The sequence below is a fragment of the Marinilactibacillus piezotolerans genome (genome assembly GCF_900169305.1).
Taxonomy (GTDB): domain Bacteria; phylum Bacillota; class Bacilli; order Lactobacillales; family Carnobacteriaceae_A; genus Marinilactibacillus; species Marinilactibacillus piezotolerans_A.
Genome location: NZ_FWDP01000004.1, coordinates 351,301 through 369,226, shown reverse-complemented (window position 1 = coordinate 369,226; position 17,926 = coordinate 351,301). Strand labels below are relative to the sequence as shown.

At 37.2% G+C, this 17,926-nt stretch carries 16 protein-coding genes; 3 read left to right on the top strand and 13 right to left on the bottom strand.

The features are described from left to right. Positions 1-71: 71 nt before the first annotated feature. The 3 genes from B6F02_RS05715 to B6F02_RS05705 form a co-directional block, all read right to left on the bottom strand. Positions 72-1,742, bottom strand: coding sequence for an alpha-amylase family glycosyl hydrolase (locus B6F02_RS05715; RefSeq protein WP_080146410.1), 1,671 nt, complete (start codon positions 1,740-1,742; stop codon positions 72-74). Between the two features lie 87 nt (positions 1,743-1,829). After that, a complete protein-coding gene (locus tag B6F02_RS05710) occupies positions 1,830-2,726 on the bottom strand; it encodes a diacylglycerol/lipid kinase family protein (protein ID WP_080146409.1) in 897 nt (298 codons plus the stop codon). Positions 2,727-2,830: 104 nt separating this feature from the next. After that, complete coding sequence (locus B6F02_RS05705; protein ID WP_080146408.1) at positions 2,831-3,259, bottom strand: Fur family transcriptional regulator; 429 nt, start codon at positions 3,257-3,259, stop codon at positions 2,831-2,833. Between the two features lie 191 nt (positions 3,260-3,450). On the opposite strand from B6F02_RS05705, the gene B6F02_RS05700 reads away from it, so the two are divergent. Beyond that, positions 3,451-4,539 (top strand): FUSC family protein, encoded by a 1,089-nt coding sequence (locus B6F02_RS05700; protein WP_080146407.1) that lies wholly within the window; start codon positions 3,451-3,453, stop codon positions 4,537-4,539. A 34-nt stretch (positions 4,540-4,573) separates the two neighbouring features. Here B6F02_RS05700 and B6F02_RS05695 read toward each other — a convergent pair whose 3' ends face one another. From B6F02_RS05695 to B6F02_RS05665, 7 genes are all read right to left on the bottom strand, one after another. After that, the gene (locus B6F02_RS05695) at positions 4,574-5,437 is read right to left on the bottom strand and encodes an SGNH/GDSL hydrolase family protein (protein ID WP_080146406.1); all 864 of its coding nucleotides are present in this window, start codon (positions 5,435-5,437) and stop codon (positions 4,574-4,576) included. A gap of 131 nt (positions 5,438-5,568) precedes the next feature. Beyond that, entirely contained in the window at positions 5,569-6,105 is a 537-nt protein-coding gene (gene ntdP, locus B6F02_RS05690; RefSeq protein WP_080146405.1) for a nucleoside tri-diphosphate phosphatase, read from the bottom strand. A 152-nt stretch (positions 6,106-6,257) separates the two neighbouring features. Continuing rightward, positions 6,258-7,451: an A/G-specific adenine glycosylase gene (mutY, locus tag B6F02_RS05685; RefSeq protein ID WP_080146404.1), complete on the bottom strand. Its 1,194-nt coding sequence runs from the start codon at positions 7,449-7,451 to the stop codon at positions 6,258-6,260. Further along, entirely contained in the window at positions 7,441-8,394 is a 954-nt protein-coding gene (gene recX / locus B6F02_RS05680; protein WP_256864654.1) for a recombination regulator RecX, read from the bottom strand. Before recX ends, mutY begins: the two co-directional genes overlap by 11 nt. Positions 8,395-8,529: 135 nt before the next feature. Next, positions 8,530-8,763, bottom strand: coding sequence for a hypothetical protein (locus B6F02_RS05675; protein WP_080146403.1), 234 nt, complete (start codon positions 8,761-8,763; stop codon positions 8,530-8,532). Positions 8,764-8,802: 39 nt separating this feature from the next. Beyond that, positions 8,803-9,675 carry an SDR family oxidoreductase gene (locus tag B6F02_RS05670; RefSeq protein WP_080146402.1) on the bottom strand — a complete coding sequence of 291 codons (873 nt, stop codon included), beginning with the start codon at positions 9,673-9,675 and terminating at the stop codon, positions 8,803-8,805. Positions 9,676-9,739: 64 nt separating this feature from the next. After that, positions 9,740-10,663: a general stress protein gene (locus B6F02_RS05665; protein WP_080146401.1), complete on the bottom strand. Its 924-nt coding sequence runs from the start codon at positions 10,661-10,663 to the stop codon at positions 9,740-9,742. 486 nt (positions 10,664-11,149) lie between these two features. Here B6F02_RS05665 and B6F02_RS05660 point away from each other — a divergent pair, with 486 nt between their 5' ends. Next, on the top strand, positions 11,150-11,917 hold the full coding sequence (locus B6F02_RS05660) for a helix-turn-helix domain-containing protein (protein WP_080146400.1): 768 nt from the start codon (positions 11,150-11,152) through the stop codon (positions 11,915-11,917). A 159-nt stretch (positions 11,918-12,076) separates the two neighbouring features. Here B6F02_RS05660 and B6F02_RS05655 read toward each other — a convergent pair whose 3' ends face one another. Genes B6F02_RS05655 through hisS form a run of 3 tightly spaced genes read right to left on the bottom strand, consistent with a single transcriptional unit; the run spans position 12,077 to position 16,088 of the window. Beyond that, entirely contained in the window at positions 12,077-12,988 is a 912-nt protein-coding gene (locus B6F02_RS05655) for a deoxyribonuclease IV (protein ID WP_080146399.1), read from the bottom strand. Positions 12,989-12,992: 4 nt separating this feature from the next. Next, positions 12,993-14,771 (bottom strand): aspartate--tRNA ligase, encoded by a 1,779-nt coding sequence (gene aspS, locus B6F02_RS05650; RefSeq protein WP_080146398.1) that lies wholly within the window; start codon positions 14,769-14,771, stop codon positions 12,993-12,995. Positions 14,772-14,789: 18 nt separating this feature from the next. Then, positions 14,790-16,088: a histidine--tRNA ligase gene (gene hisS / locus B6F02_RS05645; protein ID WP_080146397.1), complete on the bottom strand. Its 1,299-nt coding sequence runs from the start codon at positions 16,086-16,088 to the stop codon at positions 14,790-14,792. A gap of 447 nt (positions 16,089-16,535) precedes the next feature. On the opposite strand from hisS, the gene B6F02_RS05640 reads away from it, so the two are divergent. Next, the gene (locus B6F02_RS05640) at positions 16,536-17,876 is read left to right on the top strand and encodes an N-acetylmuramoyl-L-alanine amidase (protein WP_256864653.1); all 1,341 of its coding nucleotides are present in this window, start codon (positions 16,536-16,538) and stop codon (positions 17,874-17,876) included. Positions 17,877-17,926 lie beyond the last annotated feature (50 nt).

Below are 17,926 nucleotides of genomic sequence, written 5' to 3'. Positions count from 1 at the left end.
TAGGACAAAATGAATGAAAAATAAATTAGACGAAGACCCTGCCTAAGTTGCAAACAGGGTCTTTATTTGATTTAAACACGTTTTTTGAAAACAAAAGCACTATAAGGAGGCAAACTAAGTTTCTGATCGTTTATCTTCTGGTCATGCGTAGCAAGCACGCTCTCTGCTTCAATATACTCATTATCCATAGGAAACTCATCTGTTTGATCTGAAAAATTACAAATAACTATAGCTTTCTTGTTCTCATGAGCTCTTTCATAAACATACAGCGATTCTTTTGTTTCTAACATCTTCCAGCTGCCTTTTTTAAAGAGAGGCGTTTTCTTTAAAGCGATCAGATTTCTATAAAAATTCAGTATACTATTTGGATCCTTTTCCTGATCTGCAACGTTATAGACATCTTCTTTATGATATATGATCCAAGGTGCAGCATTTTCTGTAAATCCTGCTCTATGATTTTTTGTCCACTGCATGATTCCTCTGCTGGCATCTCTTACCGTCAGATTAAGATTTTTCATGATTTTATCGTGCGGCCATCCATAGTCCAGGGCTGACTGATAAAAGGTCATTGCTGTACTCTCAGATATATTTGTTGGATCTTGAAACCAGGCATTATTCATACCGATTTCTTCTCCGTAGTAAATAATTGGAATTCCTTTTTGAAGATACAGTAAAGTAGCCATCATTTTAGAAGATTCATCTCGAAACTGGTCCGCATTTCCATACTTCTGAGCAGCTCTAGGATGATCATGATTATTCCAGAACAACATCGGGCCGCCTTTATCCGCCAGTTTTTCCTGAAAAGATTTCTGAACCTTTTTAAATTTTTCCAGATCTAATGGCACATGCTGATTACTGGAAGGAAGCTCACTGATTTTTTCGTAGTCTTTTTCAGTGAAGTGCTGAAGCGAAATAACTCTGTCAATAACCTCTTCACTCGTATATTCAGACGCAAAATCAGCATCTGCACTGGTGGCTTCCCCCATTAAAAATAAATTTCGTTTATTTTTATAAATATGATCATTAAATTCTGAAAGATACCCTTTCAATCTTTCACCATATTCAATAACTTCTTGACCTGATGATTGGTTTTCAGACTGATCCGGAAATCGTTTATCGACATCTAAGTAAATAAATGCATCTAATCGAACGCCGTCTATCCCTTTGTTGATCCAGTAATTGATCAACTCTGCCATTTCTTCTCTAACTGGCGGATGTTCCCAGTTTAATTCTGGCATTTCTTTCTTAAAAATATGCATATAGAACTGGTCTCCGTTTAACTCTTTCGACCAAGCCGGTCCGCCGAATGCCGCTTTCCAGTTATTAGGGTAAAAACGATTTTTACCGGAGTCCGCCCATATATAATAGTCACGATAGGGATTCTCTTTACCTTCTTGTGCTTTTTTGAACCAAGGATGGTTAATAGAAGTATGATTCAAAGGAAAGTCATAAATCAATTTAAACTCTCTTCTTTTCGCCTCATTTACAAAATTTCCAAAATCTTCTTCTGTTCCAAAGATTGGATCGATCGTTTTATAATTAGTGACATCATACCCATTATCCACTTGGTTAGAAGAAACGACTGGGTTCAGCCAAAGCGTATTGATCCCTAGTCCCTTAATATAATCCAACTTTTCAATGATACCCTTCAAGTCTCCGATTCCATCATTATCAGAATCTTTAAAACTTCTCGGATAGATCTGATAAATAATTGCATCTTCCCACCATTTTTCACTTCGCATCTAAAAACTCGCTTTCTAAATTAGTCTTTATTAATAGTATAGCAATGACTGCGAATTCAAACGAGTTTTATGCTTACTTTTTGTTAATTAAATTTGAGGAACTAAAAAAGTAAAGAAACTGGGTAAAATTTTGACACTAAATGGGAAAGATGGTCCTTTTTCACCATCTAACGCCACATTGGTTATATAGTCGTTTTCAATTGTTCCTTCTTTGAACTTACAGATAAACCCTTTATTATTTTCATCAGATAATGCTTCACTACCACTGATCAAAGTGGTCAAAACGGATACTTTTTCTCCAAAAGTCGACTTTTTCAGTCCAAACATATAAAGGTAACCGTCATCATATTCAGCATTTCTGAAGAAGTTGGGAATACCGGCTACTGAACTGCTCAGACCGATCAGCAGTAAGCTTAACTCGTGCTCTTTTTCTTCTCCGTCCAGGTTCATCTTAATAGAATAAGGCTCTTCTTCCCTGATAGACTTGAATCCTTCAATAAAATAAGCCATTGGTCCTAAATTCTCCTTTTGCTCATCCGTTACTTCCCAAACTGTTTCTGGAATAGATCCTGCTGAAACTGAGCTTAAAAAAAGCCGGTCATTGATCAACCCTGCATCAGCCTTCTTTTCTCTGCAGTTTGCCAAATCCTGGAGAGCTCTATTCATATTGGTTGCAATTCCAAGACCGCGAGCAATATTATTAATGGTTCCAGCCGGTATAATGCCGATTTTTGGTCGGTATTCTTCATTTTTCAATGCATTACCGAGTTCTGAAACTGTCCCGTCTCCTCCTAAAACCACTATCTGGTCAAACTTTTCAGAACAGGCTGTTTTTGCAAATTTTTCAATATCCGATTTTTGTTTTGTCAATTTGACAACAACTGTACTACCACTGCGCTCTAATATTTCTTTTGCTCTAACTGCATACTCTTCTGCCTGTTTTTTACCAGAAGAAGGGTTAGCAATAATCATTGTCGTAATCACATTAGGTACCTCTTTTCTATAATCGTTGTTATTAGTATACTATATCTGAATAATACAGCGTAAACGAAAAGACTGTACTGAAATAAACAGCACAGTCTGGCATATTAGTGATTCTTCTGACATTCTGGACACAAACCATAGATTTCAAGTCTATGAGAAGTCACAGCATAACCGGTCAGGCTGCTGGTCACTTCTTCCACATCGTCAAGTCCAGGATAGTAAACATCTTCAATCTGTCCGCATTCTGTGCAGATAGCATGATAGTGCTCTGTGGAAGAAAAATCAAAACGGCTGGATGTATCTCCGTATTTCATCTCTTTAACCAATCCTAGTTTAATAAATAATTTTAGGTTGTTGTATACAGTTGCTACACTCATACTTGGAAATCGACTAGCCAACTCTTGATAGATTTCATCTGCTGTAGGATGAGAGTCCTGATCAATCAGAAACTCCAAAACAGCATGTCTTTGTGGCGTAATTCTTATGTTATTATATTTCAAGCGCTCAATCGATTGATCCACTAGATAACTCATTAAAATCTGTCCTTTTTACTGATGTGATTTGTTTTCTCAATTCTTTTCAGCTTCAATGATACTCTCTGATGCAGTTTTATGCAAGAAAATGCTTACTTTATAAAATATCCTTTGAGTATTCTTAAAATATGCTATACTATTATATCATTCATACGTGAAAACAACTATTTAAAGGCAGTGAATTCTTAATTATGAAAATAGGCGCCCGAACATTCAAATCTGGTCTTGCAATTTTAATAGCTCTGAGTATCCCGGCATTATTTAATGTCTATGACGGTTTTGCTCTGGCTGGTATTTCTGCTGTCGCTTCCATGCAGCCATCTGTGAAAAAATCCTTTCAGACACTAAAAGACCGCATTACGGCAAATACAATAGGCGGAATCGTTGCAGTAATAACGGTTCTGTTGTTTGGAAATTCTTTTGTCATGATCAGCATTGCTGCAACGATTCTGATTGCCATTTTGCATCAGTTTAAACTTAACAATGTGATTGTGCTTTCTACGATTACGCTTATCGTAATTATGATGTCTACAGATCATCCCATTCTAATCAGTGCTGCCATTCGAGTCCTTGCTACCGTAGTCGGTGTTGTTTCTGCTTTCTTGATCAACGGCTTATTTTTACCGCCGAAATATGATGAAAAGCTTTTCCATTTGAATAACCAAGTAACCGATGATCTTTCGCGTTTTATTCGAACCAGTTTACGAAAAAATATTCAATATCCTATGATGCGAAGAGATCTTAGTAATTTAGATAAAAGTATCTCAAAGATGAAAACCTATCTGGGTCATCTAATTGACGGTGACTTAAGAAGGTTCTTCCGAAAGACAGAATTTTCTTATGCTCGCACGATTGTAGTATACCGACAATTTATCCGTACGACAGAAGCTGCATATAACTTGGTGAAAACACTTCATCAGGCAGAAAATGTTTATAATCACTTCCCAAACGAAATGCGCCAGTTGCTGATTGAACGACTGGAAACACTTATGTCAGCACATGAACAGATAATTCTAAAATGGAATGGCAGAGTATTACCTGAAGAAGTCAACTTCATTACTCATAAAGCGACTCTAAGAAAGTCATTTATGGATTCATTTTTTAATGAAGCAAATTTAGAATCTTATATGAAAAATGATTATGGTCAAAGTAATGCTGTAATTCATATTATGTCTGCTGTACTTGATTACGAGGAAAGTCTTCAGCATTTAAATAAATTAGTAAGCAGCTTCAAAAAAAATCACAACGAAAAAGTTGCGGAAATCAAAGAACTGCATTAAAAAGGAAGGATCAAATGCGATCCTTCCTTGCTTTTTAGTCTGTACTTGTTAACGCTTGTTCAACAGCTTGCTGCAGCAGTGCTTGTCCATTTTCGTTCAGTTCTATGCCTTCTGAATCAAAAAGTGTACTTAGTTCTATACCCTCTGCTTCAGCCAATGATAGAAATCGTTCGTGTGTTGACAAGACGGATAAGCCAAATGTTTCTGCTACTACATTCATTTCTTCCATATAATTCAGATAGTCTAATGAACGAGAATTTAAATTGTCCATTTCTCCTAAAACAGGAGTAGGTTCTTTCAAGATAATTTCAGACTCAGGAAGCTCCTCTGTAAGAGCTGTTAAAATTGAGGTCAAATATTGGTTTGTCTCAGCTGTCCCAATATCTCTGATTTTGTCTGGCAGCGCCGGCATTGAATAGATAACAACATCCGCTTCAGACGCTACTACACTGTCCACTGTTTCTTGAATATATAGTTCATATGTATCCTCATCTAAATAAGTAAGGTCTTCGACTTCGACAGCTCCATTGATTCTTTCTGTAATAAAAGTATTCATATTAGCGTATTGAGCTTCGGACAAATCTGCATCCCCGTAATAAACCAACATTGCAGGATCATTAGTCAGTGACTGATAATCAATTTCTTCCAGAATAGATAACAATCCGCTGTTTTCTTCATAACGAGTGATCAACTCTTCTGAAGACACATCTGCTGAATTCTCTTTTTCCGGCTGACTTCCGGTGCTACTGTCGGTTCCGCTGGTATTCCCAGTTTCCGCAGCACTTAAACTGTCCTGAAGCATGTCTTCTTCTTGTCTAGCAGCGTACTGTCTTCCAAAAAAAATAACTAAAACTGCCATAATAGCCAAAAATATAGTACCTATAATGTTTTTTTTCACATGTTAACATCCTTTCAAACCAATTCTTAAAAAGCATATCACACTTTTATACAGCTTGACAACAGAAAAAACAGCAAACGTCTACTCTCTAGAACGTCTGCTGCATCTTTCAGTACATTTCATCACAATTTTTACTTTTTGCCGGTAAGTTGTTTGTAACGGTCATACCATAAGTCAACATATCCTTCAGAAAAAGGTCCTTTTTCTTCTCGAATCCAGTCAACAAGAATTTTAATATGTTCCTTTAAAATTAAATCGACTTCATCTGGATACTGCCACTTTTTACCATGTTCTTCATATTCATCAACATCCAGCAAACGTTTTTCCCCGTCTGGAAAAACCTTCACATCTAAATCATAGTCGATGTATTTTGCACCTTCTTCATCGATCAAAAAAGGAGAAGCCATGTTGCAATAGTAAGAAGTTCCTTTTTGACGGATCATGGTTACAATATTGAACCAGTAATGTTTATGAAAATAAACAAGTGCTGGTTCTCTTGTACGCCACCTTCTGCCATCCGATTCGATCACTAACGTATGATCGTTGCATCCGATCAATGAGTGATCTGTCGTTTTCAAAACCATTGTATCTCTCCAGGTTCTGTGCAGACTCCCATCATGCTTATAACTCTTAATTGTGATGAAATCCCCTTCTTTCGGAAATTGCATCTAAGAACCAACTTTCTTTTAAGTGCTGAGAATTTTCAACACTTTTCATACTCATTAAGTATTATATCATAGACGTCAAATGTTCCGTAGGGAAATCATATACCACTTAAAAAGCAGACGAATAAAAATGTTTTAAGACACGCTTTGTACTTTCAAAAAAGGGTAACTTCTTTCAGTAATTTACAAAGTTTCTGCTGCATGACTGGAAACACATAGTCATCAAATTCTTCTTCACTGACCCAATTACAGTTTGCTGGTATCATTTCAGCGTCTTTTTTGACAGTTGCTTTATACAGATAGACATTCCAGTGAAGATGTGTGAATACATGTGACACCATGCCTTTTGATTGCGCATTTATTTCTGCTTCTATTCCAAAAGACGCTTGCAGATATTTTTGTAAGATATTTAAATCGCTAGGATCGATTGCGTACAAGTCTGGTTTCTGGAATGACTTCCAGTTTGAACTAGTTTCCAGAATGGTTTCTTCTAATAATGGAAAGGTCCACATATTAGATAGCAATTTTTGTTCTGTACGCTTTTCTAACAAGTATTCCCCTTTGTCATTTTGAATGGCTACCGCAAAATAATTTACAGTTTTTTTCTTCTTCTTTTTACTTTTAATAGGATATTTGAGATAGGTCTCATTTACATAAGAAGCATTAAAGTCTTTGATGGGACTGTTTTCAGGGTAGTAGTTTTTAGGCGTACAGATCGTTGCTCCTAAATCCATCAAAGCCTGGTTGAAATCCCCCGGCCGACTTGGATCAAGCAGATGATACATAACGGCCTCAAAAACACTTCTGCTCGCCGGTTTGGCAATATCTACCTCTATCTCAAATAGTCTGCTCAGCACTCTCATAAGGTTTCCGTCAACTGCCGGCTCTATATGACCAAATGCAATACTTGAGATTGCTCCGGCTGTGTAAGGACCAATTCCTTTAAGCTTTCTGATTTCCTCTGGTTCACTAGGAAATGCACCATTATATTCTGATACTACTTGAATCGCTGCTTGTTTCATGTTTCTGACTCTCGAGTAATACCCTAACCCTTCCCACACTTTCAACAAACTATCATCATCGGCTTCAGCCAAATCCTGAACGGTAGGGAACTTTTTGACAAAGCGTTCAAAGTAGGGAATGACGGTATCCACTCTTGTCTGCTGGAGCATAATTTCTGAAATCCATATTTTATAAGGATCCGAGGTTCTGCGCCAAGGAAGATCTCTTTTTTCCTGGTCATACCAATTTAATAAAGTTTCTCTGAATGCTTGGATCTTGTCATCCGTCCACATTTCTATATTGTACTGTTCTTTAAGCTCAGCTTTATTTAAGTTATTATTCTGCATTCTCTTCTTCCTTCATGTCTGTAAATCTTTTTATCAATTCTGATGGATATCCTTTTTGAAAGAGACTGGATTTTGTTTTTTGAACCAGCTCATAACCGCTTGATTTTCTTGAGTACCTTTTCCAGGCTTTTTCACCCTGGATGGCTAGTGCTTCAAACTCTTCATCTTCAGATTTATCAGTATCCATTTCATTGATGACTTCTTGTATGATATCCATGTTGAACCCTTTTTGCATTAAATGCTGTTTGACTTTCTGTACGGCTTCTCGCTGTGACTTCTGCCGCGCTTTTTTCCAGGCTTTTTCTGCCAGAATATATGCATTATCAAACTGATCTTCATAAGAATATTCAAACATTGCTTCTTCAATTGATAACTTGTCTATACCTCGTCTGAATAATTCATTTTGAATAACAGAGGGTCCTTTCCGATTCAAGTTGGCAGATGTTCTGACATAACTTTTTGCATATTCAAGATCATCAATCAATCGTTGCTCTTTTAATCTTTCGATCACTTCGTCCGCTTGTTCTTCAAATTCTTTTTCTTTCAGATCATCTCTGACTTCTTTTTCAGATCTCAAGCCATAACTTAAATAATTTAAAGCTCTTTGATACGCTTTTCTCGAAACATCTTCAACTTTTAATTCTTCTTGAAAAGCCGGAGACAAAACCATTCCTTTATGAAGCATATACTTGATAATCAGTTCTTCATCTACAGGGAAAGCATACTCTTCACCAAGGTAAATATTATATCTCCCTGGTCTCTTTTGTGCTTGTATACTGGTAATCATATTCCTTTTATCTCCGGTTTCCCGAGAATTCGCTTCTATTGCTTGTTCAAGTTGCTTTGTCTTGTCTAACTTGAATGTATGATCTTGCTGTTTTTGATTAGGTTCAAGCCTGATCAACTGATCTGGTCTTCTGCTGTTATCTTCAGATGGGTTCATTCATATCACCTTCCAGATTCTGATTAACTTTATTATAACATACATTCACCTTTTCCAAACAAACGATCGTGTGTTCCGATGGCTTTTTTGACAGAAAAAGAGCTCATCCGACTTGGACAAGCTCCATGAAAAGAATTATAAATCTTTTTCTACTTCATTTCCGACTGAATCACCTTTAGCTTTTTCGTAAATTGCTCGATCATCTCTATCCATACCATCTTTAGCAGGGCGATCTTTAATATATCCTAATGGTGCTGAAGTATCCGGACTGGTCACTTCGTCTCTTTCCGGATCCCTTCTATCTGGCGTTGCATCAGGTTGACCGGTTCTTTTCAGGTCATTATTAGAAGTTTTATCTGGTCTGTCCATTACTATTCCTCCATTAAATATAGTTTTTCATTTTTTAAATTAGCCATTTACAATAATTCCGCCGTTTACATGGATCGTTTGTCCTGTAATATAGCTGGCATCATCACTAGCTAAGAATACATAAGCAGGTGCTAGTTCATACGCTTCTCCGGGACGTTTAAAGGCACTTTTCTTACCCCAGCCAGCTAAGACATCTTTTGGAAATGTAGCTGGTATCAATGGTGTCCAAGTTTCACCAGGGGCAACTGAGTTAACTCTGATTTTTTTATCAACAAATTCTGTATTATTTGATAGTGAGCGTGTAAATGAAACAACTGCTCCATTAGTTCCTGAATAATCCATCAAGTAATTGCTGCCTTTATAAGCAGTAATTGAAGAAGTATTGATGATACTTCCTTCTTCATTCATATGCGGAAATGCTGCTTTAACAAAATAGAACATGCTGTAAATATTCGTACGATATGTTCTATCGATTTGTTCAGCAGTTATATCAGTTATTGAAGACTGGTAATGCTGCTCTCCGGCATGATTGACTAATACATCAATATTACCCCACTTATCTTTGATCTCAGAAACAGTCTTCTGGGCAAATGATTCATCCCCTACGTCTCCTTTAAATACAAGAACATCTGCTCCAATTTCTTCAAGGCGATTTTTTGTTTTTTCTGCATCATCATCAGACGAATAATACGTAAAGGCTACTTTAGCACCCTCCTTGGCAAAAAGAATGGCTGTCGCAGCACCTATTCCTGAATCGCCTCCAGTAATGACAGCCGTTTTGCCTTCCAACTTGCCAGCTGGCTTATACTGCTCATTTTCTACAATAGGTTCGCGTCGCATATTTTCAGATTCATCATTCATTAAATAATTTTTTTTAGGTTCTTGGGTTTGAATTTTTTCTTCTTCAGACATACAATCTCTCCTTATATAGTTATTAAAACTTATGCGTTTATCTTTTTCGTTTTTTCTGGTTCATTTATTTCTTGTCGTCTTCTTTAGATGGTTCTTCTTTCATGCCTGCTTCGTTTGAGGCAGTTGTATATTTTGCATCACTTTCTGGTGCTTGAGTATTCTCAGAAGGGCTTTTTTCACTTTTTGGTTCAGTATTTAATGGGTTGTTTGCTTCTGGTTTCACAACTCCATGGGCAATATTATCTGGATAACCGCGATCAGTATCTTCTGTTACTACTGTATCTTCTTCACCGGTCAAATCTGGATTTGTTTCCAGTGATTGTCCATCGTCTTCCGTTGTCGTATAGTCATTTTGATCGTTTTGATTAGAACTGTCTTTTTCATTTGTATCTACTTGTTCTTCTTTTCTGGTATCTTGGGCTTGTGAAGGATCTATAGATTGATTCATACTTTGATTATCTGTTTCTGTTGTCTCAACATCAGAAGGGTTAGCTTCATCATTTTTGATCGCTTTCTCCTCTTCTGTATTTACAGAGTCGATAGGTCTTGCATTATTTTCTTTATTCATATCAAAATCCTGCTCCTTTTTAGTTGTCATTTCTTTGTTCAAATCAGAAAGTTTACCACTTTTAGGTGCATCCGTATCTGCCAGCAGAACAATATCGCCTTCTGTTAAAGCATCCATGTGTTGTTCAGCGACATCATGCGGTACTCCGTGTTCTTCTAAAGCATTTTGTGTTTCTTGAGAATTATAAGTTCCAAAGGATAGTGTTTCTTTAATTTTTTCCCAGAAAGATCCATTATCATCGGAGTCAACGATATCTACCTCTACAGAACCTAACGTTTCGCTGTTGAACTTGCTTCTATTCTGATCATCGGTGATGATGAGTAGTTCATCTGCGGTGTAATGTTCTTCGTTGATCAATCTCTTAATTTCTTCTCTTGCTTCATTTTCAGTCTGGAATGTTCCTTCAAAACGACGCTCCATATACTGAATCAGCCTCCTAATATATATAAGTTTTCTTTGAATTTATCTTAATTGCATGTTACCACCCTCTTATTTTTAAGTAAAAAGATATGGCTTGCTCAAATTTAATGTAGTTTTATTAATAGATACTATTAGCAGTACTTATAAAGATTCTAATAAATCTGTCAAAAATATTACATTATATACGTTTCTTTTAAGTGATATTTTGAAATAAACATACAAAAAAATACAAAATAAAACTATACTTTTTAGTGTAAACGCTTATTATTAATTCTTTTTTATTTTATATTTGTTATTTATACTAATATTGTGTTAACTCCATTTGAACCTTTATACAATTTTCTTTTATAAGGCAGTATAAATTTTATGATTAAAATCGTCCGCTTTTTATTAAAAAAACCTTTATTTATTACGAATTTGTGGTATATTAAGACAAGATAGATGGGAGTATAAAAATAGCTTTTCTAAAATGAAGGGTCGTGTATTATGGACAAGGTAGAAGTGAAAGAACAATACAAGCGTGAACGTGTAAACAAGTTGAAGAAATTAAACAGCGATGCATTCAGTTACCGTTACTTGATTGAGGACCAAGTAACAGATGCTATTACAGAAGGTAATCGTTCTATGCTTGAAGATACTTTAAAAATCATCAATCTTGATGAAATGCTGGAGTATTTGGGCGAGGAAGGTATTGAACATCAACTGAGAAACTTTAAGAACCATTTGATCATTGTGAATACGTACTGCAGAATTGCTGCTAAAAATGGCGGCGTACTACCGTTATATCTTCACTTGATTTCTGAACGTTTTTCAATTCTGATCGAAGATGCTGAATCTATTCAGTATTTAAGAGAAAATGTTTACTACGAAATTTATAGAGAATATTGTCAGGCTGTTATCGACTTCTCAACATTGACTTATTCAAGCGCAATGACAGAAGTTGTCAGCTATATTACTGAAAACTTGACGAGTGAATTGACATTGACCAATATTGCATCCATCTTTGGCATGCATCCAGTTCACTTAGCGCGTAAATTCAAGCAAGAAACAGGTACAACTTTTATCGGATATGTCAATCAGCAGCGTATTTATCTTGCTAAATACTATTTCCACCTAGGAAATTATCAGTTAAGCGAAGTAGCGAATTTAGCTGGATTTAATAGTCATTCTTATTTTACAAAAGTATTTAAGAAGATTACTGGTCAGACACCTACTAAATATATTAAACAATTACCAATTAATGAAAAGATTTAGATCATATTATTCTTTAATATGATTCCATATTTTTTATACTTTTATGCCGGTCTTTAAAGAGACCGGCATTTCTATGTAATTAACTTAATTTTATATAATAAAATACACTCGTACTATTGAACCCTCAAGTTCAATGATACGAGTGTATTTTTAGAATCTTTATTTCCAGTTTTTTTCATTTAGTATGTCATCAAGAAGGTCTGGATTAAAGGTTTTAAGATTGAACATATTGATTTCGTGTCCATAAGGTGCTTTTTTATTCTTCTTGTCTTCTCCAACGTATGGAGTTTCAAGTATTTTAGGAACCGTCTCTAGTTTCGGATGATGAACCACATAGTTCAATGATTCAAATCCGATTTCTCCAAAACCGATATTTGCATGTCGATCTTTTCCTGCTCCTTGCACATTCTTTGAATCATTTACATGGACCACTTTTAAGCGATCCAAGCCAATAATACGATCAAATTCATCTAAAACACTGTCAAAATCGTCACGGATCTGGTAACCGGCATCATGCGTATGGCAAGTGTCCAAAGTAACGGACAGTTTATCATCTAAGTCAACTTTTTCAATAATTTTTGCGATTTCTTCAAAGTTGCGTCCGATCTCCGTTCCTTTTCCTGCCATTGTTTCAAGTGCTATCTGAATCTTCTGATCTTTATGCAGAATCTCATTCAAGCCTCTAGCAATCTGATCGATTCCCGCATCTACTCCTGCGCCTACATGTGCGCCCGGGTGCATCGTCATTTGAGTAGCACCAATAGCTTCAGCACGTTCGATTTCCTGTTTCATAAAATCAATCGCAAAGCCGAAGTTTTCTTTCTTTACTGTGTTTCCTAGATTGATAATATAAGGCGCATGGACAACGATCGTCTTGATGTCGATATTATTTGTTTCCATGAATGTTTGACCAGCTTCAATATTCATTTCACTGATGTCTTTACGACGCGTATTCTGAGGAGCACCCGTATAGATCATAAATGTTGAAGCATCATAAGAAGCAGCTTCTTCAGCTGCTCCTAATAGCATCTTTTTCCCTTTCATTCCTACATGCGAACCAATTAAGACCATTTATTTACTCCTTTTTCGTTTCATCAGTAATTGTTAAAGACAATTCTGCTAATTGTGCATCGGAAACAATAGATGGCGCGCTTGTAAGAGGATCGATCGATTTACCATTTTTAGGAAATGCGATGACTTCTCGGATATTCTTTTCGTTCGCCAATATCATTACTAAACGGTCCAAACCAAAAGCAATACCGCCATGTGGAGGGAAACCGTACTCTAATGCATCAAGCAAAAAGCCGAATTGCGAATATGCTTCTTCTTTAGAGAATCCTAATGCTTTAAGCATTTTTTCTTGTAATTCCCGCTGATGGATACGAATTGATCCACCGCCAATTTCATATCCGTTCAATACGATGTCATATGCATTAGCATAGACATTTTTCGGATCAGTCTCCAGCAGACCCAGATCTTTTTCCAGCGGCATAGTAAACGGATGATGCGCGGCACTATAACGCCCAGCTTCTTCATCATATTCCAGCAATGGCCATTCGTCTACCCATACAAATGCCAGTTGTGACTCGTCAATTAACTGTAATTCTTTCCCAAGGTGAACGCGTAGAGCGCCTAGTGCATCAAAAACAATTTTTGGTTTATCTGCAACGAATAAAAGCAGATCGCCTTCTTCGGCATCCATTCTATCTATCAATTCTTGAGCAATCGGCTTGTCATTAAAGAATTTAGCAATTGGACCGCTTAATCCTTCATTAGTCACTTTCATCCAAGCTAATCCTTTGGCACCATAGATTGCCGCAACTTCTCCAAGCGCATCTATATTCTTGCGTGAATACTGATCTGCAGCACCTTTTACAGTCAACCCTTTAACCATTCCGCCGTTTTCGATTGTACTTGAAAATACTTTAAAATCAGAATCAGCTGTAATGTCACCTAATTCAATCAATTCCATTTCAAAACGAGTATCCGGCTTGTCGCTTCCGTATCGATTCATCGCTTCATCGTATGAAATACGGGCAAACGGTCTTGGGATTTCAATTCCTTTAGTCACTTGAACGATTTCAACCAGCAAAGCTTCCATCAGATCTTGAATTTCCTTTTCGTCAATAAAACTCGTTTCAATATCAACTTGTGTAAATTCAGGTTGACGGTCACCGCGCAAGTCTTCGTCTCTGAAGCAGCGGACAATCTGATAATAGCGATCGATCCCGGCACCCATTAGAAGCTGCTTGAATAACTGCGGAGACTGCGGTAATGCAAAAAACTTACCTTCGTGAACTCGTGATGGAACTAGATAATCGCGAGCTCCTTCTGGCGTAGACTTTGTGAGATAAGGCGTTTCGATATCCAAAAAACCATTTCGATCCAGGAAATCGCTGAATACTTTTTTCACTTTATGTCTGATGATCATATTTTCTTTCATTTTATTTCTTCTTAGATCCAAGTAGCGATACCTCAAACGGATATCGTCCGATACTTCAACTGCATCCTGGATATCAAACGGCGGTGTTTTCGCTTTGTTTAATATTGAAATGGTTTGTGCCTCGATCTCAACATCTCCAGTTGGAAGCTCTGAATTGATCGTACCTTCTTGACGGTTGACCACTTTACCCGTAATTTCTACAACAAACTCTGAACGAATTGACTCAGCGATTGAAAAAGCATCCTGAGAACGCTCAGAATTAAAGACAACTTGGACAATACCAGCACGGTCGCGCAAGTCGACAAAAATCATTCCGCCTAAGTCGCGTCTTTTCTGCACCCACCCGGATAATGTGATCGTTTCTCCGACTTGTTCACTTCTCACTTCTCCACAATACATTGTTCTGTTCATTCTACCCACATCCTACTCTTATTTTAATTGTGCTTTGATTTCTTCTAAATAAGCTTTTTTATCCTGACTGTATAGTTTGCTTAAATCGGCTGTTAATTCTTTTCCGTTTTCCAGCTTTTTAACATTTACTGTCCGATTTTCAACTTCATTTTCACCTAGTGTAAAGACATATTCAGCGTCTAACTTGTCTGCAGTCTTGAATTGCTTGGCTGGTTTACGATTCATGAATTCTCTTTCTATATTCATACCAGCTGAACGCAGAACATATGCCAATTTCGCTGCTTCTTTATCCGCTGCTTCTCCAATCGTTACAATAAAAGCATCTAATGCATCCACTTCAGTAAAGTTATACCCTGCATTTTCTAACAGCATGACTAGACGTTCCAACCCAGCTCCAAACCCGAATCCAGGTGTAGCAGGTCCTCCGACTTCTTCAACTAATCCGTCGTATCTTCCACCTGCACAGACTGTTGTGTTTGACCCGAATTCAGGATCTTCGGTCATGATTTCAAAAATCGTATCATTATAGTAATCTAGTCCTCTAACCATATTAGAGTCGATCGTATAATCGATTCCCAGCATGTTTAGATAGTCTTTCACAGTTTCGAAATGAGCTTTGGAAGTCTCATCAAGGTAATCTAAAATAGAGGGAGCCCCTTGAACGATTTGCTGATCGTTTCTGTCTTTACTATCCAGTACACGCAACGGATTTTTGTGCAGCCGTTCCTTGGAATCCTTACTGAGTTCATCAGCAAAAGGTTCCAAGTACTCAATCAAAGCTTTACGATATTTTTTACGCGATTCAGTACTGCCGAGTGAATTGATGACCAGCTTTAAGTTATCCAGACCAAAAGTTCTAAATAAGTCCATCGCTAATGCCATTGTTTCGACATCTGTCGCAGGATTGCTGCTTCCGAAGACTTCTACTCCTAATTGATGGAACTGGCGCATACGGCCTTTTTGCGGTCGTTCATAGCGGAACATAGGAGCGATATAGTAAAATTTAAGTGGTTTATGATGTTCCGGACCGTACAGTTTATTCTCCACAAATGATCGGACGACACCGGCAGTTCCTTCAGGTCTTAATGCGATATGGCGCTTGCCTTTATCCACAAAATCATACATTTCTTTTGAAACAATATCACTCGTTTCACCAACTCCTCTAGCAAACAACTCGAATTGCTCAAAAATCGGTGTTCTAATTTCCTTGAATTGATATCGAGATAAAACTACTTTCGCTTTATTTTCAATATCCTGCCATTTTTTAGTATCTTCTGGTAGAAAATCCGGTGTTCCTTTTATTTTCTGATAATTCATCATAACCCTCCAATTGACTATTTTTCCCTATAAAAAAATCCTCCTATTGTAAAATACAACAGAAGGACGTGTGTTATTTGAGTATCACGTGGTACCACCTAAATTCAGAAAGCCTAAACTTTCTCTCTCCCATTAACGCTGGTAAGCGTGACAGCTTTGCACTGTCATTCCTCAAGAGTGTCGTTCAAGTAAAAGTCTGGGGTCTCTTTCAGCCGCGGAGAACCTTTCTGTATTCCAAGCCTTTAATCTACTGTCTCTGTCACAGGATTATATGTGATTCAGATGATGATTTCTTTAATTGATTACAAGCTTACAAGAAAGTACCTGCTTTGTCAATATAGGTTTTCATGTTCTGCTTCACTGATTCATATTGCAATCAATAAGACTTCATTGATATAATAAGTAAAACGTTTTTTAACATGCGCATTCTATGAAAGGATGACAGATTTGGGAATATCAGAATCTTCTATACATAATTATCTGCCTAAAAAAAATATTTTTCTTTTTTTGATTTTCATTCTTTTGAGCCTTACTGTTGCATCATCTATTGTATTGGCTAATGAAAACAGGGTGATTGTCAAAGCAAGTGTACTGAATGTCCGTATGGGACCAGGACTATCTTATGATGTAATGACCCAGGTTAATGAAGATCAGCGACTCAATGTACTGGACGAAGAAAATCAGTGGTATAAAGTCAGAATCTCAGATGACGAAATCGGCTGGGTAGCCAGCTGGTTAGTTGAGAACGATGAAATCTCTACTGAAAACCAGCGATATGGTAAAGTAACCGGAACTGAAGTCAATATTCGCCAGTATGCCGGCACTGATTCTCAAATTATGGGAACCGTATATGAAAATACTGAATTGTCTATTCTATATGAAGAACAAGATTGGTACCAGATATTGTATATGGGGAAAGTCGCTTGGATCAGCAAACAATTTGTGGAGCTGATTGACGCACCTGCCTCGCAAGCATCTTCTGCAGAAACGTCCACTCAGTCAGTTACAATAGGAGAAGCGACAACCAATATCAGAACCGGCCCCTCTACTGAAAATGAAGTGATAACTACTGCTTCACCTGGACAGCAACTGATCTATTTAGATACTGAGAAAGAATGGTATAAAGTCCAGTTAGAAGATGGCAGAACCGGCTATGTTGCTGACTGGGTCTCTAGTTTGACTAATGTAGAAACTGTAAATGTCGAAGAGACCACTGAAGCAATCAGTCGAGCAGCTACTAATCTTTCTGAAGCAACCATTATGATCGATGCCGGTCATGGTGGTAAGGATCCAGGTGCAGTATCTGAAACTGGCTTTTATGAAAAAGATGTAGCGCTCAGCACAGCTAAACTGCTGCAGAAACGCCTTCAAGATGCCGGAGCAAATGTAATGATGACTAGATCAGACGATACGTTCATCTCTTTGAATGATCGTGTTTATCTTACCTCAAAAGCATCTGCAGATGCTTTTATCAGTCTACACTACGATGCCATGGAAATAGAGAACTCAATGAGCGGAACCACAACTTATTATTATGCTGATTCAGAACTTAATCTGGCAGAAACAATCAATCGCTATTTAAAAGATAACGGTCCACTGTCTAATAACGGTGTACGTTACGGAAATTACTATGTACTACGAAATAATCCTACGCCTTCTATCTTACTTGAGCTTGGATACCTAAATAATGATCTTGATATTTCAATGGTCAACACACAATCTTATCAAACTACAGTCGTTGAGGCTATCTATCAAGGTTTAAGAGAGTATTATTCTTCAGCTCAATAAAATCGAATAAAACTGCAGCCTGACTGATGACGACCTCATAATCGGGCTGC

Bases quoted from the DNA above. Each gene is read 5' to 3' on its own strand.
- B6F02_RS05715 (WP_080146410.1), bottom strand. From the start codon at position 1,742: ATGCGAAGTGAAAAATGGTGGGAAGATGCAATTATTTATCAGATCTAT.
- B6F02_RS05705 (WP_080146408.1), bottom strand. From the start codon at position 3,259: ATGAGTTATCTAGTGGATCAATCGATTGAGCGCTTGAAATATAATAAC.
- B6F02_RS05700 (WP_080146407.1), top strand. From the start codon at position 3,451: ATGAAAATAGGCGCCCGAACATTCAAATCTGGTCTTGCAATTTTAATA.
- ntdP (WP_080146405.1), bottom strand. From the start codon at position 6,105: ATGCAATTTCCGAAAGAAGGGGATTTCATCACAATTAAGAGTTATAAG.
- mutY (WP_080146404.1), bottom strand. From the start codon at position 7,451: ATGCAGAATAATAACTTAAATAAAGCTGAGCTTAAAGAACAGTACAAT.
- recX (WP_256864654.1), bottom strand. From the start codon at position 8,394: ATGAACCCATCTGAAGATAACAGCAGAAGACCAGATCAGTTGATCAGG.
- B6F02_RS05675 (WP_080146403.1), bottom strand. From the start codon at position 8,763: ATGGACAGACCAGATAAAACTTCTAATAATGACCTGAAAAGAACCGGT.
- B6F02_RS05670 (WP_080146402.1), bottom strand. From the start codon at position 9,675: ATGTCTGAAGAAGAAAAAATTCAAACCCAAGAACCTAAAAAAAATTAT.
- B6F02_RS05665 (WP_080146401.1), bottom strand. From the start codon at position 10,663: ATGGAGCGTCGTTTTGAAGGAACATTCCAGACTGAAAATGAAGCAAGA.
- B6F02_RS05660 (WP_080146400.1), top strand. From the start codon at position 11,150: ATGGACAAGGTAGAAGTGAAAGAACAATACAAGCGTGAACGTGTAAAC.
- B6F02_RS05655 (WP_080146399.1), bottom strand. From the start codon at position 12,988: ATGGTCTTAATTGGTTCGCATGTAGGAATGAAAGGGAAAAAGATGCTA.
- aspS (WP_080146398.1), bottom strand. From the start codon at position 14,771: ATGAACAGAACAATGTATTGTGGAGAAGTGAGAAGTGAACAAGTCGGA.
- hisS (WP_080146397.1), bottom strand. From the start codon at position 16,088: ATGAATTATCAGAAAATAAAAGGAACACCGGATTTTCTACCAGAAGAT.